Genomic DNA, 18,312 nt, shown 5'->3' on the forward strand with positions numbered 1-18,312 from the left:
CCTGCTTTCGGTGCGGGAGGCGTTGTCGGGATGCGTGACCGGGACGCGTCATGCGGGATGACGGCGGTCACGCGCGGGGGACGCGGACGGTGACCACCGTAGGCCCGCCGGGCGGACTGTCGCAGGTCAGGGTGCCGTCCACGGTACGGACCCGGGCGCGCAGCCCGGTGAGCCCGCTGCCCGCGCCGATCACCGCGCCGCCGCGCCCGTCGTCCCGTACGAGCAGCCGCAGTTCGCCCCGGGGGCCCGCCGCCGCATCCGGGTCCCGGTCCGGTCCGCTGCTCAGCTCCATCGTGACGCCCGAAGCGCCGCTGTGTTTGACCGCGTTGGCGAGCAGTTCGGCGGCGCAGAAGTAGAGGAGGGATTCGACGGCCGGTGACGGGTGGCGGCGGGTCGCCGCGTCGACGGTGAGCGTGACCGGCAGGGCGCTGTCGGCGGCGAGCGTGGCGAGCGCCGCGTCCAGGCCCTGGTCCAGTACGGGCGGATGGATGCCCCGTACGAGGTGCCGCAGGTCGGCCACGGCCTGCTTCGCGTTGCCCTGCGCGGTCTCCACCACGGCCAGCAGTTGGTCCCGGTCCGCGCCCGCGCCGATCAGCTCGCGGATCATCGTCAGATGCATGCCCAGCCCGACCAGCCGGGCCTGCGTACCATCGTGCAGGTCCCGTTCGATGCGGCGGAGCGTCGCCGCGGCGTCCTCGACGGCGTGCGCACGGGTCTCCTCCAGGGTGCGGATGCGCTGCGCGGACGGGTCGGGGCCCAGCAGCGAGCGCACCAGGAAGCGGTGCGGCGCCTGCGCCCGCCGCAGCAGCCACGGCGCGGCGAGCAGCAGCACGGCCCCGGTGGCGACGACCAGCAGCCAGCGCGGCCAGGAGTCGAACTCCGCCCCGTTCACCTGGAGCGAGACATGGCGTTCGCTGCCGTCCGGGCCGCGTTGGGTGAGGTAGTTGACGTGCTTGAGGACGGGGTGGGCGAGGAAGAGCAGCCCGTACACGTACGCCACCAGGACGACCAGCAGCGGGGCGACAGCCGTGAACGGCGCGAGGAGGGCGCAGCCGACCGCCCGCCACCCGGCCTTGTCGCCGAGTACCGCGCGCCGCCACCCGAGCGGCCCGCCGCCCTCGCGTCGCGCGGGCGCTTCGACGTCCACCGCCAGCAGCCCGCGCGCCATGGCGCGCTGCGCGCCGCCGAGGGCCGCCGCTCCCCGTACGGTCAGCGCCATCAGCCACGGCCCCAGCGCGGTCCACGCGAGCACCGTGCTCACCAGCAGCCCTCCGACGACGAGCGCCATGCCGAGCAGCGCGAACGGCAGCCCGAGGACGGCGTGCAGCATCGCGGCCAGGTTCCGGGGAGTGAAGGGGGCGAGAAGGCGGGAGCGCAGGCGAGGTGCGGAGGCGGCTATGGGCATGGCCTTCAACTTACGGCCAGGCCCCTCACACCCCGTCCGCCCGCACGCTGAGGTCAGCGTTCCCCACGGGAAACAGCGCAGATGCGGACGGGTAACAGCCGGACCGCACGCTGGCGGACATGACCTCGCAACAGCGTGTGGTGGTGATCGGCGGCGGCATGGCCGCGGCCCGGCTGGCGCAGCGCCTCGGCCGGGCGTCCGCCGACGGCGGCCCGGTGCTCACCGTCATCGGTGAGGAGCCGCACGCGCCGTACAACCGTGTTCTGCTCGCCGACGTACTGGCCGGCCGGTACGCGCGGGAGGTCATCACCCTGCCCGCCCCGCACAGCGCGGTGCGGTGGCTGGGCGGGGTGCGGGCGGTACGGATCGACCGGGCGAGCCGCACGGTGCTGTGCGACGACGGGCAGGCCGTACCGTACGACCGGCTCGTCCTCGCGACCGGCTCCAACCCGGTGCTGCCGCCGCTGCGCGGCCTCTTCCCACCCGGCCGCCCCGGTCTGCCCAACGGTGACCTGCCGGACGGCGTCCACCCCTTCCGCACGCTCGACGACTGCACCGCGCTCGCCGCGGCTGCCGCCCTTCCCGGCGCACGCGCCGTGGTGATCGGCGGCGGGCTGCTCGGCGTCTCGGCGGCCCGCGCGCTGGCCGAGCGCGGCGTACCGGTTCTACTGGCGCAGCAGGGCGAGCACCTGATGGAACGCCAACTGGACGCCGGGGCCGCGGCCCTGCTGCGCGCGCACCTGGAGGCGCTGGGCGTGGAGGTCCATACGGAGTGCCGGGTGCGCGGGCTGCGCGTCGAAGGCGGCGCCGTACGCGGTGTGGAGCTTGCGGACGGTTACGCACCGGCCGCCGACCTGGTCGTCCTGGCCTGCGGAGTACGGCCGCGCGTCGGCCTCGCGCGCGCCGCCGGGCTGCCGGTCGACCGCGGCATCGTCGTGGACGACCAGCTGCGGACGGCCGATCCCCTCATTCACTCGATCGGCGACTGTGCGCAGCACGACGGCCTGGTGTACGGCCTGGCGGGCGCCGCCCTCGAACAGGCCGACCAGCTGGCGCGCATCCTCGGCGCGGAGGCCACCCGCTACCGCGGCACCCGCGCCCTCACCCGCCTCACCCTCACCGGCCCCGGCTCCGCTCCCCGATCAGCCGACACTCCCCTCGACCTGGCCGCCTTCGGCACCCCCTCCCCCCGCCCCGGCGACGACGTGATCCACCTGTCCGACGCCACCCGCAGCGCCTACCGCAAGGTCATCGTCCGCGGCGACCGGCTCGTCGGCGGCATCCTCCTCGGCGACCTGGGCGCCGTCGGCACCCTCGCGCGCACCTGGGAGGCCGACGACCCGCTCCCGCCGACGGCCCCGCTCCTGCACCTGCTCACCACCGAGACCGCCACCCCTTCCCGCACCGACGGAGGCTCCTGACCATGGCCGCAACCGCCGTTCCCACCCTCGTGCTCATCGGCCACGGCATGGTCGGCCAACGCTTCCTCGAAGCCCTCGCCGACCGCGGCGTGACCGGCCGGGCCCGGGTGGTCGTGCTGTGCGAGGAGCCGCGCCCCGCCTACGACCGGGTCCAGCTCACCTCGTACTTCTCCGGCCGCACCCCGGAGGACCTGGCGCTGGCCGACGCCGACTTCATGGCCCGGCACGGCATCGAACTGCACCTCGGCGACCCGGCCACCGCCATCGACCGCGCGGCGCGCACCGTCACCGCCCGCTCCGGCCTGACGGTCGCCTACGACACGCTCGTCCTGGCCACCGGCTCGTACCCGTTCGTGCCGCCGGTGCCGGGCGCGGACAGCGCGGGCTGCTTCGTCTACCGGACCGTCGAGGACCTGCTCGCCATCGAGGAGTACGCCAAGAACTGCCGCACCGGCACGGTCGTCGGCGGCGGCCTGCTCGGCCTGGAGGCGGCCGGTGCGCTCAAGGGGCTCGGGCTGCGGACCCACATCGTGGAGTTCCAGCCGCGGCTGATGGCCGTCCAGGTGGACGAGGGCGGCGGCAGCGCGCTGCGCCGTACCGTCGAGGAGATGGGCATCGACGTCCACACCGGCGTCGGCGGCAAGGAGATCGTCGCGGGCGCGGACGGGGCCGTACGGGCCATGGAGCTGTCCGACGGCTCGCGCGTCGACACCGACCTGGTGATCTTCTCGGCGGGGGTGCGCCCGCGCGACCAGCTCGCCCGCGACTGCGGGCTGGCGGTGGGCGAGCGCGGCGGCATCGTCGTGGACGAGCGGTGCCGTACCGGCGACCCCGCCGTGTACGCGATCGGCGAATGCGCGCTGGCCGCGGACGGCAAGGTCTACGGCCTGGTGGCGCCCGGTTACGAGATGGCGGAGACGGCGGCGGCCGCGATCGCCGGCGACCGCGAGGTCTCCGGCTTCACCGGCGCCGACACCTCCACCAAGCTCAAGCTCCTCGGCGTGGACGTGGCCTCCTTCGGCGACGCGCACGGCGCCGCCCCCGGCTGCCTCGACGTCGTCTACGCCGACTCCCGCTCCGGGGTCTACAAGAAGCTGGTCATCGGCGCGGACGGCGAACTGCTCGGCGGCGTGCTGGTCGGCGACGCCGAGTCGTACGGCCTGCTGCGCCCGCTCACCGGCACCGTGCCGCCGGTCGCCCCCGAACAGCTCGTCCTCCCCGCGGGCACCGGCGCACCCGCCGGCGCCCTCGGCCCCGCCGCGCTCCCCGACGACGCGGTGATCTGCAACTGCCACAACGTCACCAAGGGCACCATCCGGGCCGCGGTCTCCGAGCACTCCTGCACCACCGTGCCCGAGGTGAAGAAGTGCACCAAGGCGGGCACCGGCTGCGGCAGCTGCGTCAAGGCGCTGACCACCCTGGTCAACGACGAGCTGACGGCCGGCGGTGTGGTGGTCGAGAAGGGCCTGTGCGGCTGCTTCCCGCACACCCGCGCCGAGCTGTACGAGATCGTCCGCACCCGCCGGCTCACCTCGTACGCCGAACTGCTGGACGGCCACGGCCGGGAGGAGGCGCGCGGCGGCGACGGCTGCGAGACCTGCAAGCCGACGGTCGCCTCGATCATCGCCTCCCTCGCCCCCACGGTCGGCGCCGACGGCTACGTCCTGGACGGCGAGCAGTCCGCCCTCCAGGACACCAACGACCACTTCCTCGCCAACCTCCAGCGCAACGGCTCCTACTCGGTCGTCCCCCGCATCCCCGGCGGCGAGATCACCCCCGAGAAGCTCATCGTCATCGGCGAGGTGGCCCGCGACTTCGGCCTCTACACGAAGATCACCGGCGGCCAGCGCATCGACCTGTTCGGCGCCCGCGTCGACCAGCTCCCGCGCATCTGGGCGCGCCTGGTCGACGCCGGCTTCGAATCCGGCCACGCGTACGGCAAGGCCCTGCGCACCGTGAAGTCCTGCGTCGGCCAGACCTGGTGCCGCTACGGCGTCCAGGACTCCGTCCGTATGGCCATCGACCTGGAGCTGCGCTACCGGGGCCTGCGCTCCCCGCACAAGCTCAAGTCGGCCGTCTCCGGGTGCGCCCGCGAGTGCGCCGAGGCCCGCGGCAAGGACTTCGGCGTCATCGCCACCTCCAACGGCTGGAACCTCTACGTCGGCGGCAACGGCGGCGCCACCCCGCGCCACGCCGACCTCCTGGCCCAGGACCTCTCCGACGCCGAACTGATCCGCCTCATCGACCGCTTCCTGATGTTCTACATCCGCACCGCCGACCGCCTGGAGCGCACCTCCGCCTGGCTGGAACGCATCGAGGGCGGCCTCGACCACGTACGCGACGTGGTCGTCCACGACTCCCTCGGCCTCTGCGACGAACTGGAGTCCCTGATGGCCGCGCACGTCTCGGCCTACCGCGACGAATGGGCCGACACCCTCGCCGACCCCGACCGCCTCGCCCGCTTCGTCTCCTTCGTCAACGCCCCCGACGCCCCCGACCCGGCCGTCCGCTTCGTCCCCGAACGCGACCAGATCAAACCGGACCTCCCCCTCCTGTCCGGCCCCACCCTCCCCGTACGCACCCTGTCCCCCTCCGACACCCGCACCCTGGAAGGAACCGCAGCCCGATGACACTCGCCATCGAACTCCCCTCGGAACAGCACGAGACCGGGAACTGGCTCCCGATCTGCGACCCGTCCACCCTCGTCCCCGGCCGAGGCGTCGCCGCCCTCCTCCCCGACGGCACCCAGGCAGCCCTGTTCCTCGACCGCACAGGCCACCCCTACGCCATCGACAACCGCGACCCCTTCACCGGCGCCTACGTCCTCTCCCGCGGCCTGACCGGCACGGCGAACGGCCGCCCGTTCGTCGCTTCTCCCCTGCTCAAGCAGCGTTTCGATCTGGAGACGGGGGTTTGTCTGGATGATCCTGGGGTTTCGGTGGTGGTTTATCGGGTGCGGGAGGTCGGCAGCGAGGGGTGACGGGCCGGCCGTTCCGCTGCCGGCCTCCGGCTCGTCCCACCCGGCCTGGGCGTACGCTGGGGCCCCCGATGCCCCGACGAAGGAGCGCAGCAGGCGTGACGCGTTGGAACACGAGCCATATTCCCGATCAGACGGGCCGTTCGGCGGTCGTGACCGGGGCCAACAGCGGTATCGGCTATGTCACCGCCCGCGAGCTCGCCCGGCGCGGCGCGCGGGTCGTGCTGGCCTGCCGTAACGAGTCGCGTGGTCATACGGCGCTCGCCCGGCTGCGGTCCGAAGTGCCTGCCGCCGAGGCCGAGTTCCGGCAGCTGGATCTGGCCGATCTGAAGTCCGTACGAGCCTTCGCGGCCGGGCTCGACGACTTCGACGGCGACCGCCTGGACCTTCTCATCAACAACGCCGGCGTCATGGCGCTCCCGGAGCGCCGTACCGCCGACGGCTTCGAGATGCAGTTCGGGACGAACCACCTCGGTCACTTCGCGCTCACCGGCCTCCTCCTGCCCAAGCTGCTCGGCACGCCCGGCGCGCGCGTCGTCACCGTCTCCAGTGGCTTCCACGCGCTGGCCAATGTGAAGCTGAGCGATCTGAACAGCGAACGCGGGTATCACCGCTGGATCGCCTACGGCCGCTCCAAGAGCGCCAACCTGCTGTTCAGCCACGAGCTGTCGCGGCGCCTGGCGCGGGCCGGTTCGCAGGTCCTGGCGGTCGCCGCGCATCCGGGGTACGCCGACACCAACCTTCAGACGGCCGGCGTACGGATGGAGGGGCGTACGCGTACCGAGCGTGCCGTGACGCTGCTGAACCGCATCGTCGCGCAGCCCGCCGAGTCCGGCGCGCTGCCCACGCTGTGCGCCGCCACCGCCCCGCACATGAAGCCGGACGCGTTCCTCGGCCCGCGCGGCGGCCTGCGCGGCGGGCCCGCGTCGTCCTTCCGCGCCCCGTGGACCACGGACGACGCGACCGGTGAACGGCTGTGGGCGGCGTCGGAGGAGCTTACGGGTGTGACGTATGAGTTTGGTGGGGTGGAGGCGGAAGGCTGAGCCGAGAGGGCGGGCGCTCACCGCCCGCCCGTATCCTCATCCCGGGCGCCCCGGGCGCCTCGGTCACCTCAACCCGGACGCCTCGAACACCCTCCGGGCCCCGTCCCCGTCGATGCGCTCTCCCAGCGCCCGCAGCACCTCGCCGCCCGAGCGCAGCAGCCCTCGCTCGCGGGAGAGCCGGGCGCCGGTGTCCAGCAGGTGCCACAGGACCGGGTTGCCGGTGAGGGTCTTGGGGTCGAGTTCGACGCGGCTGCCTGTGACGTCGCGCAGGACCAGGCGCGGCGCCATTCCGTCACTGCGGTGTACGAGGACCAGCAGGTCGGTGCGGACGCGGTGCTCGCACAGCAGCCCGCGTACGGCGAGCCAGTCCGCGCCGGCCGTCACCCGCACCGGGAAGAGCGCCGCGAAAAGCACCACCGCGATGGCCGTCCAACAGGCCGCGCGCAGCGGGTCGAGGGTGTGTGCGGCCAGATCGACGGTGAGCATGATGGCGAGCACCGTGGCCGTACCGCAGGCCGCCGCGCGCAGTTCGGGCGCCCAGCTGCGGTCCCGGTACGCCGCCGGGCCGTACACCGGGGGTGGAAGGGCGTACCCCTCCCGCGTATACCGTCCACCGCACACCTCCCGGTCCCGCCGCGCGCCGTCGTCCGCGCCGGCGCCCCCGTCGCCTTCGCCGTGGGCCGTGGACCCGCCCCCGGGTTCGCTTCGCCGTCCCATGGCGTGAGGCTAGGACCGCGGTGGCCGCACCGCGGGGACGTTGATGCGGTGCTGATGGCGGTGCGGCGAACCTTTACGCAGCGCTGACGATGCGTATGCCCTGCGTTCGTACCGGTTGCGGCCGCGTCGCCACCCGGGGTGCCTCACCCACCCGGTGCTGGGCCCACCCATCCGCGTCGGCCCGCCCCCACCGGGCATCAAGAACCCGTGAAGATGCCCGGACCACCCGCAAAGGCCACGCCAAGAACCGGCGCGTTCGTCCGCACCAGCACTCACGCTGGGCTGGCCCTGTCATCGGGGTTCTCCACCCGGTCATCGGGGGCCTTTCCCCGGACATCGGTGGTCGCTCCCCGGTCATCGGGGTTCATTTCCCGACCAGGGTTCTCTTCCCACAGCGCACGGAGGTACGGCGAAAGATGTCGATGGTGTGGAAGGCCACGGGCCGGTCCGCAGGCCAGAAGCCCCCGGATACCGGGGCCGCCGGCCACAACACCCCCCTGGGGACGGCACCGCAAGCACCGGCCCCCGAACCGGACGCCCGGCACCGTCTGACCTCTGTTCAGGGCCTCGCCGCCCTCTCCCTCGACGCGATGGCGTCGGTCGCGTACGGGCCCGAGTCGATCGTCCTGGTCCTGGCCACCGCCGGTGCGTACGGCCTCGGCTGCACCCTCCCCGTGACCCTCGGCATCGCGGCGCTGCTCGCGGTCCTGGTCGCCTCGTACCGCCAGGTGATCGCGGCGTTCCCGAACGGCGGCGGCTCGTACGCCGTCGCCAGGACCCACCTCGGACACCGTACGGCCCTGGTCGCCGCGGCCTCCCTCATCCTCGACTACGTACTGAACGTCGCCGTGTCCGTGACGGCCGGCATCGCCGCGCTGACCTCCGCCTTCCCGGCGCTGTACGGCCAGCGGCTGTGGCTGTGCCTGGCGGTGCTCGTCCTGGTGACCGCGGTGAACCTGCGCGGCATCGTCGACTCGGCGAAGGCGTTCCTCCTGCCGACCGCCGTCTTCGTGGGCTCGATCCTCGCCGTCGTCGCGGTCGGCCTCTTCCGCGACGCACCCGCCTCCACGGCCTCGGCCGACGGCCACGCCTCCGTCCTGTCCGGCAACGCCACCTCCGTCGGCGCGCTGCTGCTCCTGAAGGCGTTCGCCTCGGGGTGCTCGGCGCTGACCGGCGTCGAGGCGGTGGCCAACGCCGTACCGTCCTTCCGCGCCCCCGCCGCCAAGCGCGCGCAGCGCACCGAGGTCGCCCTGGGCGCGCTGCTCGGCGTGATGCTGATCGGCCTGTCGGTGCTCATCGGGCGCTTCCACCTCCAGCCGGTCGAGGGCGTGACCGTCCTTGCGCAGCTCGCGGACGCCTCCCTCGGCCACAACTGGGCGTTCTACGTGGTCCAGTTCGCCACCATGGTGCTGCTCGCGCTGGCCGCCAACACCTCGTTCGGCGGGCTGCCCGTCCTGATGAGCCTGCTGGCCCGCGACAACTACCTGCCGCACGTCTTCGGCCTCAAGGCCGACCGGCAGGTGCACCGGCACGGCGTCCTCGCGCTGGCCGCCGTCGCCGCCGTGCTCCTCGTCTTCTCCGGCGGCGATGTGAACACCCTGGTGCCGCTCTTCGCCATCGGCGTGTTCGTCGGGTTCACCATCTGCCAGGTGGGCATGGTGCGGCACTGGCTGCAGGAACGTTCCAGGTCCGCCGGCTGGCGCGGCAAGGCCGTGCTGAACGGATTCGGCGCGCTGCTGACCGGCGTCTCGGCGGTCGTCGTCACGGCCACCAAGTTCACCGAGGGCGCCTGGCTGATCGTCATCGCCCTGCCCGCCCTCGTCCTCGGCTTCGGCGCGGTCCACCGGGCGTACGGCCGGATCGCGGACCGCCTCCACCTGGGCCGCATCCCCGAACCCCCGCACCGCGACCGCTCGCTGGTCGTCGTCCCCGTCTCCCACCTGTCCAAACTCACCTGCGAGGCCCTGAACGCGGCGGTCTCGCTCGGCGACGAGGTGGTGGCCGTCACCGTCACCTACGCCGCCCCCGAGGACCGCCGCGCGGCCGAGTCGCTGCGCCGCGACTGGGAACTGTGGAACCCCGGCGTCGACCTCCTCGACCTGCCCTCCGCGACCCGTACGGTGGGCCGCCCGATCGCCGCCTACGTACGCGAACTGCGCGACCGCGATCCCGGGACCCGCGTCACGGTCCTGATCCCCGAGGTCGAACCGGCCCACCTGTGGCAGCGCCTCCTCCAGAACCAGCGCGGCGCGGTCGTCGCCCATGCGGTGCGGCGGACTACGGATGCGACTATTTGCCGGTTGCGGTTCCGGTTGTCGGCGTAGGCATCAGGGCTCATTTCGGCGGTCCGGAATGTGACTTCCCTTTGTCGCGTGAAACTTCGCCCCGTCTGATTTGCCCCACACCGAAACGATCTTGACCGGGTGTTTAAGCGCCTTTGTGACCGACGCCATATGAGGTGGCCTTTTTGCCGACCAGGGTGGGACGCCCCAGACTGGTGGTCCGCCCGACGCCCCGGATCAGGTGACCACCCGCCTGGACCGGATCTGCTTCATGAGCGGCGCGGGAGCCGCCGCGAGCGGGCTCGGTGTCACTGCCGGCGTCGCAGGTGGCCCGGAAACCGGGTGAGGCGTCTTCGGCGGCCTCCTCAGGTCTTCCCACCGGGGCGTCGTCGGCGGCCAAGGTCGTTTCCGAACACTGCTTCAAGGTCTGCTGTTGTTGATTCTCGGACGGATACTCGCCGCATGCTCGCTCGTCTGCGCGCTCGTCGCGGCAGTCACCGCTGTGTGGTTCGGTGACGCATGGCATATCGGCATCGGAATTTTCGGGCTGTTCAGCTCGGCCACGTGCAACGTCGTGGTCTGGCGCGCCCGCCGGCAGGGAATGCGCCCCGGCAACCACGCCGGCAGGCGGATGTCCCGCCCTGGGCCATGCGCCCTGTCCGGCGAGGGCGTACCGGAGTAGTTCCGGGGCCCGCCCCTTGCTTCTTGCTTCCTACTTCCCGGAACCGGGGGGCTGGAGCTCCTGATTCGTGGGGTCCTCCCGCGGCGGCTGCTCCGGCGGCCGGACGAAGTCGTGCGCGCCGTTGTCCGAGGACTGCCCGCCGAAGTGGGGTGCCGGCCGGTCGCAGGCAGGAGGGGTGGGCCGGTTGCCCATCGGCATCAGCCCCAGATCGGGCGCGAGGAAGGGCACGATGGAGTAGCCGCCGTTGCACATCGGCAGCACATAGAAGCGCTGCGCCTCCATCTCCTTGGTGAGCTTGCCCTTGGGGTCCTGGGCGTCCGTGAACCGCATCCCGTCCCGCGGATTGTCAGGGTTGATCGCCAGCCGTTTGCCCTCCCTCTTGTTCTCGAAGCTGTAGACGGTGTTGTTCTTGTAGTAACCCTCCAGATGGACCACCCACAGGTGCCGCTTGTTGTCGATCTTGTCGATGGGATCGGTCTCGATCTGGAGGTCACCGTTGTGCGTGAGGTAGCCACCGGTGACCCGGTGGACGATCACCATCTCGCGCTGGTGCTTCACGGAAGCGACGAAGGTGTCCAGGGCATTGGGGTACATGGCGATGCTCCTTCCGGCTGGTGAGATGGAGAGCCGGCGGCCGTGGGGCCGGTGATCCGCTTGCCGGCCCGCGTCCGCCGTCCGGCACGAAGGCCCGCCCGTACGGCAGTACGGCGGTACGGAGGCGGCCTCACGTGGTGTGCCGCGGCCGCTTGCCGGGTCGGTGATGAATCAAGGGACGGGCGCCCGACGCCGACGGCGCTACCCGCCGTCCCGTCTGCCACGAAGCGCTACGGCCATCCACGGACGCACCGCGCCGACCAGCTCATCCATGGCATGCCCGACCGCGGCCCCCGGACACCCGCATATGCCCCTCACCCGAGGCGTCCACCCTGTACGCGCGCAGATTCAGCTGATACGAAAAGCGCTCACCGCGCGCCACGTTTCCGCAGGCGTACGCCCCGGGACCGGCGGCCGTGGCGTACCCGCGGGGCGAGCGCCACCGGGCCGGTACGGTACGCCGTCTTGCCGGGCCCGGCGTCCGATGCGACAACGTCTGCATGCCGACCGCATCCACGCCCATGCCCTCGTCCACGCCCTCGTCGCCCCCCGCAGCCGCGTCCACGTCCGCGATACCCTCGGCCGCCCCCACGCCGACGCCATACCGGGGCTTCCCCCTGCGCCACCCGACCCTCCCGCCGGTACGTCTGCCCACCGACCCGGAAAGCGCCGAACTCCACGGCCCGGTCTTCGGCCACACCGACGTGACGCCCCTCGACTGCGACCTCACCGCCCAGCACCCGGGCACCCCGATCGGCGAACGCATCACCGTGACCGGCCGCCTCCTGGACGACCGGGGGCGCCCGGTCCCCCACCAGCTCATCGAACTCTGGCAGGCGAACGCCGCCGGCCGTTACGCCCACCAGGGCGACCAGCACGACGCGCCCCTGGACCCGAACTTCACCGGTACGGGCCGCGCCCTCACCGACGCCGCCGGCCGCTACGCCTTCACCACGATCAAGCCGGGCCCGTACCCGCTCGGTACCCCCGGCGACCCCTGGCGCGCCGCGCACCTGCACTTCTCCCTCTTCGGCCGCGCCTTCACGCAACGCCTGGTCACGCAGATGTACTTCGAGGGCGACCCGCTCCTGGCCCACGACTCGGTACTGCACGCGGCCCCGACCGCCGCGGCCCGCCGCCGCCTGATCGCCACGTACGCCCCCGGGCCGCTACTACCGGGCCGCCCCTCCTCCCTCACCTACCACTGGGACATCGTGCTCGGCGGCCCGGCCCCGACGGCCGCCCCCGCCTGACGTCCAGCTCGCACCACACGGTCTTGCCGATCTCCCGGTCCCGTACGCCCCACCGCACGGCCACTTCCTGTACGAGCAGCAGCCCCCACCCGCCGACACCGTCCGCCCCCGACTCCCGCACCGAGGGCCGGACTTCCCCCTTCGCATCACTCACCGCCACCCGCAGCACCTCCTTCCCGACGGTGAGATGCACGCGCACGAGCCGCCCGGGCACCCGCCCGTGCACGATCGCGTTCGTCAGCAGCTCCGAGACCACCAACTCCGCGTCGTCGACGAGGTACCCGTACCCCCACTCCCACAGCAGCCGGGCCATCCGATACCGCGCGAGCCGCACGCTCCTGGGGAACGGCGTGTAATCGAGCAGGTCCTCGTAGAGGACGGTTTCCACGGGGTCATGCGGAGAGATCATCGACGCCACCTCCGAGTACGAGCAGCGCACACCCTTGCGCCAACTGATGCGGCCGCGCGAGCAGTTCGGTCGTTACGGACGGTAGGACGGCGCGGCATGCCGTACAAGTTCCTCTCGGAGGAAATCCTCCGAACGAGTTGCGGTGCCGCCTCGGCCGCCACCAGACTGACCCGGCACCGCTCAGGAGGAGCAATACGTGGGAACCAGCCAGCCGACGCAGGGAAACAGCACCTCAACGGTCTTGGGTCGCAGACTCGGCGGCGAACTGATGCGCCTGCGCACCGCAGCAGGTCTCCGCCAGCCCCACGCCGCCAAGGCCCTCACCGCCTCCACCACCAAGATCGCCAAGATGGAGGGTGGCTGGGTCCCGATGCGCGACCCGGACATTCGCGCGCTGTGCGAGCTGTACGGAGCCGACATCGAGACGATCGGCTACCTACTCGAACTGGCCCGCCTCGACCGCGAGCGCCGGAAAGCCAGAGGCTGGTGGGTCGACTTCCCTCTCACCGGCAACATGAAGGAGTACATCGCCCTCGAACAAGCGGCGACAACGATCAGGGTCTGGCATCCGACGTTCATCCCGGGGCTGCTCCAGACACCCGACTACATCCGCGTCCTCCGACGCGACGCCGCTGTCACACCACGAGCCGACCAGGACGAGACGTTCGTGGCCGCCCGGCTCGAACGTCAACGAAGGCTCCACGAGCCGCGACCACTCCGCCTCGAGGTCGTACTCCACGAAGCCGCCCTGCGGCATACCTTCAGCGATGCATCGATCATGTTTGACCAGCTACAACACCTGCTAGCGGTGGGCAAACTGCCCAACGTGGCTGTGCGGCTCTACCCTTTCAACGCGGGTGTCACCGCCGGCCTTGAGACGCCGTTCAACATCATCTCCTTCTCCGACGACGGCGCCATGGACGTGGTGTACGTCGAGGTGCCTCTCACCCAACTGTGGATCGAAGGGGGCGAGGGAGCTGCGAAGTATCGCGGTCTGTACGAGAAAATCGCCCAGCGCGCGCTGAGCGAGACGGACTCCCGGTCCCTGATCGCCAAGATCGCCGAGGAACTGCAGTGAACGACAGACACGAGTACCGCAAGTCCAGCTACAGCAACGCCCAGGAAGAGTGCGTCGAAGTAGCCGTCAACGTCCCCCGCACCGTGGCCATACGCGACTCCAAGCACACCGACGGCCCAACTTTGCGCGTCAGCGCCACCGCATGGGCATCCTTCCTCACCACACTGCACACGGAGTCATGACCTATGGTCGCCCCGAGATTTCGCAAGTCCAGTTACAGCAACGCCCAGGAAGAGTGCGTCGAAGTAACCACCACCCGCCACACCATCACCATCCGCGACTCCAACCACCCCACCGGTCCCACCCTCCACCTCTCCCCCACCGCCTGGGCATCCTTCCTCGCTGGGCTCAACGCGGAACCGCGCAGCCAACCGGCAGCTCCCGCGCACGAGCCCGAGACAGCAGCTCTTACAAAGCAGATGTCACCGGTCGGCGCTGGAGCGAACCTGGGCCCCCACTAGACCTCGGCACGGGCGGCCCGGGAGCCGTGCCCCATGACCCAACGGAAGTACCGCAAGTCCACGCACAGCGAAACGGCCCCTACGCCGCCTCCACCCCGGATATTCGGTACTTGCTCACCTCGGCTCCGAGGATCTCGGCCGCCTGCTCCGGCTCGGGTCCCGCGCCGCGGAACGCGGCAAGGTGGGCGTCGGACTTCCAGCGTTCGTACACGTTGATCCGGCTCGGGTCGAGGCGGTCGGGCGAGAGGGCGTAGTCCAGGCAGCCGGGGGATCTGCGGGCCTGTTCGGCCACCGCGTCACAGCCGGTCAGGTACGCGGCGCGGGCTTCGGGGGCGACGTGGAGCTTGCCGGACACGATGATCATGGACGACTCCTCGGGGACAGGCGCAGGTTGCGGCCGCAGGGCCGTAAGCCGCCGGCTTGCGGAAGCCCTGTACGAAGAGCATGCACCAGGGGTCTGACAATCGCCCTGACCTGCGCTTTCCGCCGAACGCGCCGGCTGATGCGGGCAACGGGCCGTCTCCTGCGTGGACGCGGGCGCGGACCTCGGGCAAGGGCCGGGGCCTGTGCCCGGTGCCGCCGTAGGTCCGGTACCTACCTCGGCAGTGGACGAGGGAGGGCTGCCCGTCCCGTCCGGACGAGGGCGACGGCCGGCAGCACGGCGATCAGAGCCGCCCACGGGAGCGCCGCCACTGTCGTGGCGCTCAGCAGCCCGCCCGTCAGGGCGCCGCCTCCGATGCCCAGGTTGAACGCGGCCACGTACCAGGAAGACGCCGCATCGGGGGCGGCGCTGCCCAGGCGGAGAACGCTTGCTTGCAGAGTTACCGGCAGGGCGGCGAAAGCGATGCCCCACAGGGCCACGGCGGCAACAGCGAGCGGTTGCAGGCGAATGCCCGCCCCGAGCAGGAGCAGTGCGGCCGCCATCAGCGCGATGGTGCCGAGCAGGGCCGGCTGTGGCCGGCGGTCCGCCAGGGCGCCTCCGAGCCACGTACCCAGGAAGCCGGCCAGGCCGTACAGTGCCAGCAGCATGCCGATGGCAGCCTCGCTGAAGGCGCCGACCTCGTGCAGCAGGGGCGTCACGTAGGTGTAGACCGTGAAGTGCCCCAGAACGAGCAACGCGGTTGCCGCCACCACGGGCCGCAGGCCGGGCAGCCGCAGCACGCCGGAAAGGCTGCTGGAGCGCGGGGCGCGGCGTTCGGGGATGCCCGGCAGGAGCCGCAGGGCGGCGGCGAGCGCCCCGAGACCGAGGGCCGCCACGGCGCAGAAGGCACCGCGCCACCCTACGGCGCCGCCGAGAGCGGTCCCCAAAGGTACGCCCAGGACGAGGGCCGCCGAGTTTCCCGCGAAGACGATGGATGTCGCGCGGCCCGCGTGTTCCGGCCCGGCGAGCGCGGCGGCGTACCCGGCGACGATCGACCAGAAGACTCCGTGCGCAGTACCGCAGACGAACCGGCCGATCGCCAGCATCGGGTAGTTCACCGCGAGCCCGCAAAGCACGGTCCCCAGAAAGAAGACCGCACCCACCGCGACGAAGAGGCGCTTGCGTGGCCAGCCCGCGGTCCAGGTGGTGAGCGGGGCCGCGGTCAGCCCGACGGTGAAGGCGTACACGGTGACCAGCAGTCCCACCCGTGATCGCGCGGCCCCCAGATCGTCGCTGATCAAGGTCAGCAGGCCGACCGGCAGCATCTCGGTGGTGACGACCACGAACGTCATGGTGGCGAGGACAGCCAGGCCGGCCCGGCGCCGTGCCGGAGACACTGTGGGGCGCCGGGCCGGTCGTGCGGGGGACAGAGCGGTCACACCGACACCGCGGGAAGAGCGCCGAGGAACTCGCGGACATGGCGCAGCCACGTCGCACGGTCGGCCTCGTTCAGGATGTGTGCCGCACCGGGCAGTTCGATCAGCTTGGCACCCGGGATGCCCGCCGCCAGCCGGTACGAGCTCTGGGGCAGCACCAGCCGGTCGCCGGTGGGCGCCACCACGAGGGTGGGCGCGGACAGGTTCTCCAGGTCCGGCCGGACGTCCACGCGGGACACCAGGTCGAAGTGGTCCAGCATGCCCGGGGGCATCCCGGCCAGGGTCTGGGCGACCGCCGCGTCGAGGTCGGCCGGGTCGATGCCCGCCAGATCAGACGGCGACATGCACGAGAGGCAGGCGAGCCGGGCCACGTCGTCCCACCGGCCCGCTTCCCCGAGGGACTTGATAAGCCGGGCGGCCAGGTCCAGAACGGGGTCGGCGACCGGAAAACCGGCGGTGAGGACGAGTGCCCGTACCCGCTCGGGATGCCGGGCGGCGACCCGGACGGCCACGGCGCTGCCGAGCGACTCCCCGAGCACGGCGAACGACTCCTGGCCCGCCGCGACGGCGGCGGCAACCAGCTGGTCGGCGAGGTCGTCCAGATCCAGAGGTCCGGTGGCCACGGGGGAGCTGCCCGCTCCCGGATAGTGCGGGCCTACGAGGGTGTGGTCCTGGGCGAGGTCGTCGAGGACGAGGCCGAAGTTTCCCTGGATGCCGCCACCGGCACCGTGGGCGAGCAGGAGTGCGGGGCCATTGCCCTTCACGAGGACGTCGAGGTCGGACAGGGGAAGCGAGGAATCGGTGATCATGTCGCCGACGCTAAACTCCGACATCAGTGTCAGAGTCAAGTCGCGCGTTGCGCACGGGGAGGCGCGAGCCGCATGCGCATGAAGGAAATGGTGCGTCGCACGGGAGTCCATGAGCGGCTGCTGCGCTACTACGAGCAGCAGGGACTGCTGGCACCGGAGCGGCTGCCGAGCGGCTACCGCGTCTACAGCGAGTCGGACGTCGAGGTGGTGCGCCGCATCCGCTGTCTGCTGGCAGCCGGTCTCCCGACCTCTCTGATCGCTCAGGTGCTCCCTTGCATCCGATCGGACGACGGCCGCCTTGTGCCCACCTGTCCGGATCTGGTCGCCCAGTTGCGGCAGGAGAGCGAGCGGATCACCCGCGCCATCGAGGAGTTGCAGACCTCCCGCACGATGCTCGACACCGTTATCGCCGCCGCGCCTCTTCAGAACGCCGGAGGGCCGGAGGCAGCCGAGGTCAGGTCCGGCTCGCGCAGTGGATGAGGTCTTACGACTCCACCGGCCGCGCCCCCACCAGCCCCCCGTCCACCACCAGGTCCTGCCCCGTCACATACGACGCGTCGTCCGAGGCCAGGAAGGCCACCGCGGCGGCGACCTGGTCGGCCTGGCCGACGGCCTGGAGGGGGACTTCGGCGGCGAGGCGGGCCTCGGCGTCGGGGGACGTGTTCGCGGCGCGGAACATCTCCGTATCGATGTAGCCGGGGCTCACGGAGTTGACGCGGATGCCGCGGGGGGCCAGGTCGGCGCCGAGGGTGCGGGCCAGGTTGTGGACGGCGGCCTTCGTGGCCGAGTAGGCCGAGGCCACGGACATGCCGCGGTAGAGGGTCCATGAGGCGTTCAGGACGAGGGCACCGCCGCGGTCCATGAGGCGAAGTGCCTTCTGGACGGTGAAGAAGACGCCCTTGAAGTTGACGTCGACGGTGGTGTCGAAGTCGGCCTCGGTCAGTTCGGCGCTGGGCTTGAAGATGCCGACGCCCGCGTTGGCGAAGACCGCGTCGAGGGTGCCGCGCCAGGCTTCGATGTCGCGTACGAGCGCGTCCAGGTCGGGCAGGGAGGCCGCGTCGGCGCGTACGGCCAGGAGGCGGTCCGGGGCGTCGAGGCGCGCCGCCGCCGCGTCGAGGCGGGCCCGGTCGCGGCCGGTGATGACGACGTACGCGCCCTCGTCGAGGAACCGGCGCGCGGCGGCGAATCCCATGCCGCTGGTGCCGCCGGTGATCAGGACTGTCTTGTTCGTGAAGCGGTTCATGCAAGAGATGGTGCGGGCGCGCGCCGATGCGCAGGAGTGCGTGCTGAACCTGGGTGTGGGAACACCAGGCTTCCGCGGCGGCCGGCCCGCGCGGGAACACCGGGGTGCCGTGCGGTGCTCACTCCTACGGGCGCCGCCACC

General features: G+C 71.8%; 18 protein-coding genes. 10 read left to right on the forward strand and 8 right to left on the reverse strand.

All coding sequences use genetic code 11. The features are described from left to right. Window positions 1–67: 67 nt before the first annotated feature. Window positions 68–1,405, reverse strand: coding sequence for a sensor histidine kinase (locus tag ADK86_RS04835; RefSeq protein WP_053695444.1), 1,338 nt, complete (start codon window positions 1,403–1,405; stop codon window positions 68–70). Between the two features lie 119 nt (window positions 1,406–1,524). Here ADK86_RS04835 and ADK86_RS04840 point away from each other — a divergent pair, with 119 nt between their 5' ends. From ADK86_RS04840 to ADK86_RS04855, 4 genes are all read left to right on the forward strand, one after another. Next, window positions 1,525–2,826, forward strand: a complete 1,302-nt coding sequence (locus ADK86_RS04840) for an NAD(P)/FAD-dependent oxidoreductase (RefSeq protein ID WP_199834352.1) — start codon at window positions 1,525–1,527, stop codon at window positions 2,824–2,826. Between the two features lie 2 nt (window positions 2,827–2,828). After that, window positions 2,829–5,456 (forward strand): nitrite reductase large subunit NirB, encoded by a 2,628-nt coding sequence (nirB, locus tag ADK86_RS04845; RefSeq protein WP_053695445.1) that lies wholly within the window; start codon window positions 2,829–2,831, stop codon window positions 5,454–5,456. Continuing rightward, window positions 5,453–5,806, forward strand: coding sequence for a nitrite reductase small subunit NirD (nirD, locus tag ADK86_RS04850; RefSeq protein WP_053695446.1), 354 nt, complete (start codon window positions 5,453–5,455; stop codon window positions 5,804–5,806). Before nirB ends, nirD begins: the two co-directional genes overlap by 4 nt. A 95-nt stretch (window positions 5,807–5,901) precedes the next feature. Beyond that, window positions 5,902–6,846, forward strand: coding sequence for an oxidoreductase (locus ADK86_RS04855; protein ID WP_199834353.1), 945 nt, complete (start codon window positions 5,902–5,904; stop codon window positions 6,844–6,846). Window positions 6,847–6,909: 63 nt separating this feature from the next. On the opposite strand, the gene ADK86_RS04860 is transcribed toward ADK86_RS04855, so the two are convergent. After that, on the reverse strand, window positions 6,910–7,563 hold the full coding sequence (locus ADK86_RS04860) for a hypothetical protein (protein WP_234345711.1): 654 nt from the start codon (window positions 7,561–7,563) through the stop codon (window positions 6,910–6,912). Between the two features lie 416 nt (window positions 7,564–7,979). On the opposite strand from ADK86_RS04860, the gene ADK86_RS04865 reads away from it, so the two are divergent. Continuing rightward, on the forward strand, window positions 7,980–9,887 hold the full coding sequence (locus tag ADK86_RS04865) for an APC family permease (protein ID WP_053695449.1): 1,908 nt from the start codon (window positions 7,980–7,982) through the stop codon (window positions 9,885–9,887). Window positions 9,888–10,557: 670 nt separating this feature from the next. Here the strand turns inward: ADK86_RS04865 and ADK86_RS04870 are convergent. Continuing rightward, complete coding sequence (locus ADK86_RS04870) at window positions 10,558–11,121, reverse strand: RICIN domain-containing protein (protein WP_053695450.1); 564 nt, start codon at window positions 11,119–11,121, stop codon at window positions 10,558–10,560. 500 nt (window positions 11,122–11,621) lie between these two features. Between ADK86_RS04870 and ADK86_RS04875 the strand changes: the two genes are divergently transcribed. Next, the gene (locus ADK86_RS04875; protein ID WP_234345712.1) at window positions 11,622–12,374 is read left to right on the forward strand and encodes a protocatechuate 3,4-dioxygenase subunit beta; all 753 of its coding nucleotides are present in this window, start codon (window positions 11,622–11,624) and stop codon (window positions 12,372–12,374) included. Here ADK86_RS04875 and ADK86_RS04880 read toward each other — a convergent pair. Further along, on the reverse strand, window positions 12,316–12,783 hold the full coding sequence (locus ADK86_RS04880; protein ID WP_053695451.1) for an ATP-binding protein: 468 nt from the start codon (window positions 12,781–12,783) through the stop codon (window positions 12,316–12,318). The two genes, ADK86_RS04875 and ADK86_RS04880, sit on opposite strands and share 59 nt — an antisense overlap. 196 nt (window positions 12,784–12,979) lie before the next feature. On the opposite strand from ADK86_RS04880, the gene ADK86_RS04885 reads away from it, so the two are divergent. The 3 genes from ADK86_RS04885 to ADK86_RS45375 are packed head-to-tail and all read left to right on the forward strand — an operon-like array spanning window position 12,980 to window position 14,322. Beyond that, on the forward strand, window positions 12,980–13,861 hold the full coding sequence (locus ADK86_RS04885) for a helix-turn-helix domain-containing protein (protein WP_053695452.1): 882 nt from the start codon (window positions 12,980–12,982) through the stop codon (window positions 13,859–13,861). Then, window positions 13,858–14,043 (forward strand): DUF397 domain-containing protein, encoded by a 186-nt coding sequence (locus tag ADK86_RS04890; protein WP_053695453.1) that lies wholly within the window; start codon window positions 13,858–13,860, stop codon window positions 14,041–14,043. The genes ADK86_RS04885 and ADK86_RS04890 overlap by 4 nt, the downstream gene beginning before the upstream one ends. 3 nt (window positions 14,044–14,046) lie before the next feature. Further along, a complete protein-coding gene (locus ADK86_RS45375) occupies window positions 14,047–14,322 on the forward strand; it encodes a DUF397 domain-containing protein (protein WP_078951818.1) in 276 nt (91 codons plus the stop codon). Window positions 14,323–14,401: 79 nt separating this feature from the next. Here the strand turns inward: ADK86_RS45375 and ADK86_RS04895 are convergent, their stop codons facing one another. The 3 genes from ADK86_RS04895 to ADK86_RS04905 all read right to left on the reverse strand — a co-directional run bounded on the left by ADK86_RS04895 (window position 14,402) and on the right by ADK86_RS04905 (window position 16,952). Further along, entirely contained in the window at window positions 14,402–14,686 is a 285-nt protein-coding gene (locus tag ADK86_RS04895; protein ID WP_053695454.1) for a putative quinol monooxygenase, read from the reverse strand. 230 nt (window positions 14,687–14,916) lie between these two features. Next, on the reverse strand, window positions 14,917–16,035 hold the full coding sequence (locus ADK86_RS04900; RefSeq protein ID WP_063788943.1) for an MFS transporter: 1,119 nt from the start codon (window positions 16,033–16,035) through the stop codon (window positions 14,917–14,919). Window positions 16,036–16,118: 83 nt separating this feature from the next. Continuing rightward, window positions 16,119–16,952: an alpha/beta fold hydrolase gene (locus ADK86_RS04905; protein WP_234345713.1), complete on the reverse strand. Its 834-nt coding sequence runs from the start codon at window positions 16,950–16,952 to the stop codon at window positions 16,119–16,121. 48 nt (window positions 16,953–17,000) lie between these two features. Between ADK86_RS04905 and ADK86_RS04910 the strand changes: the two genes are divergently transcribed. Next, the gene (locus ADK86_RS04910) at window positions 17,001–17,408 is read left to right on the forward strand and encodes a MerR family transcriptional regulator (protein WP_053695457.1); all 408 of its coding nucleotides are present in this window, start codon (window positions 17,001–17,003) and stop codon (window positions 17,406–17,408) included. Between the two features lie 4 nt (window positions 17,409–17,412). Here ADK86_RS04910 and ADK86_RS04915 read toward each other — a convergent pair whose 3' ends face one another. Beyond that, on the reverse strand, window positions 17,413–18,171 hold the full coding sequence (locus ADK86_RS04915; RefSeq protein ID WP_053695458.1) for an SDR family NAD(P)-dependent oxidoreductase: 759 nt from the start codon (window positions 18,169–18,171) through the stop codon (window positions 17,413–17,415). Window positions 18,172–18,312: the final 141 nt, after the last annotated feature.

The organism is Streptomyces sp. NRRL F-5755, from assembly GCF_001279365.1.
Classification (GTDB): domain Bacteria; phylum Actinomycetota; class Actinomycetes; order Streptomycetales; family Streptomycetaceae; genus Streptomyces; species Streptomyces rimosus.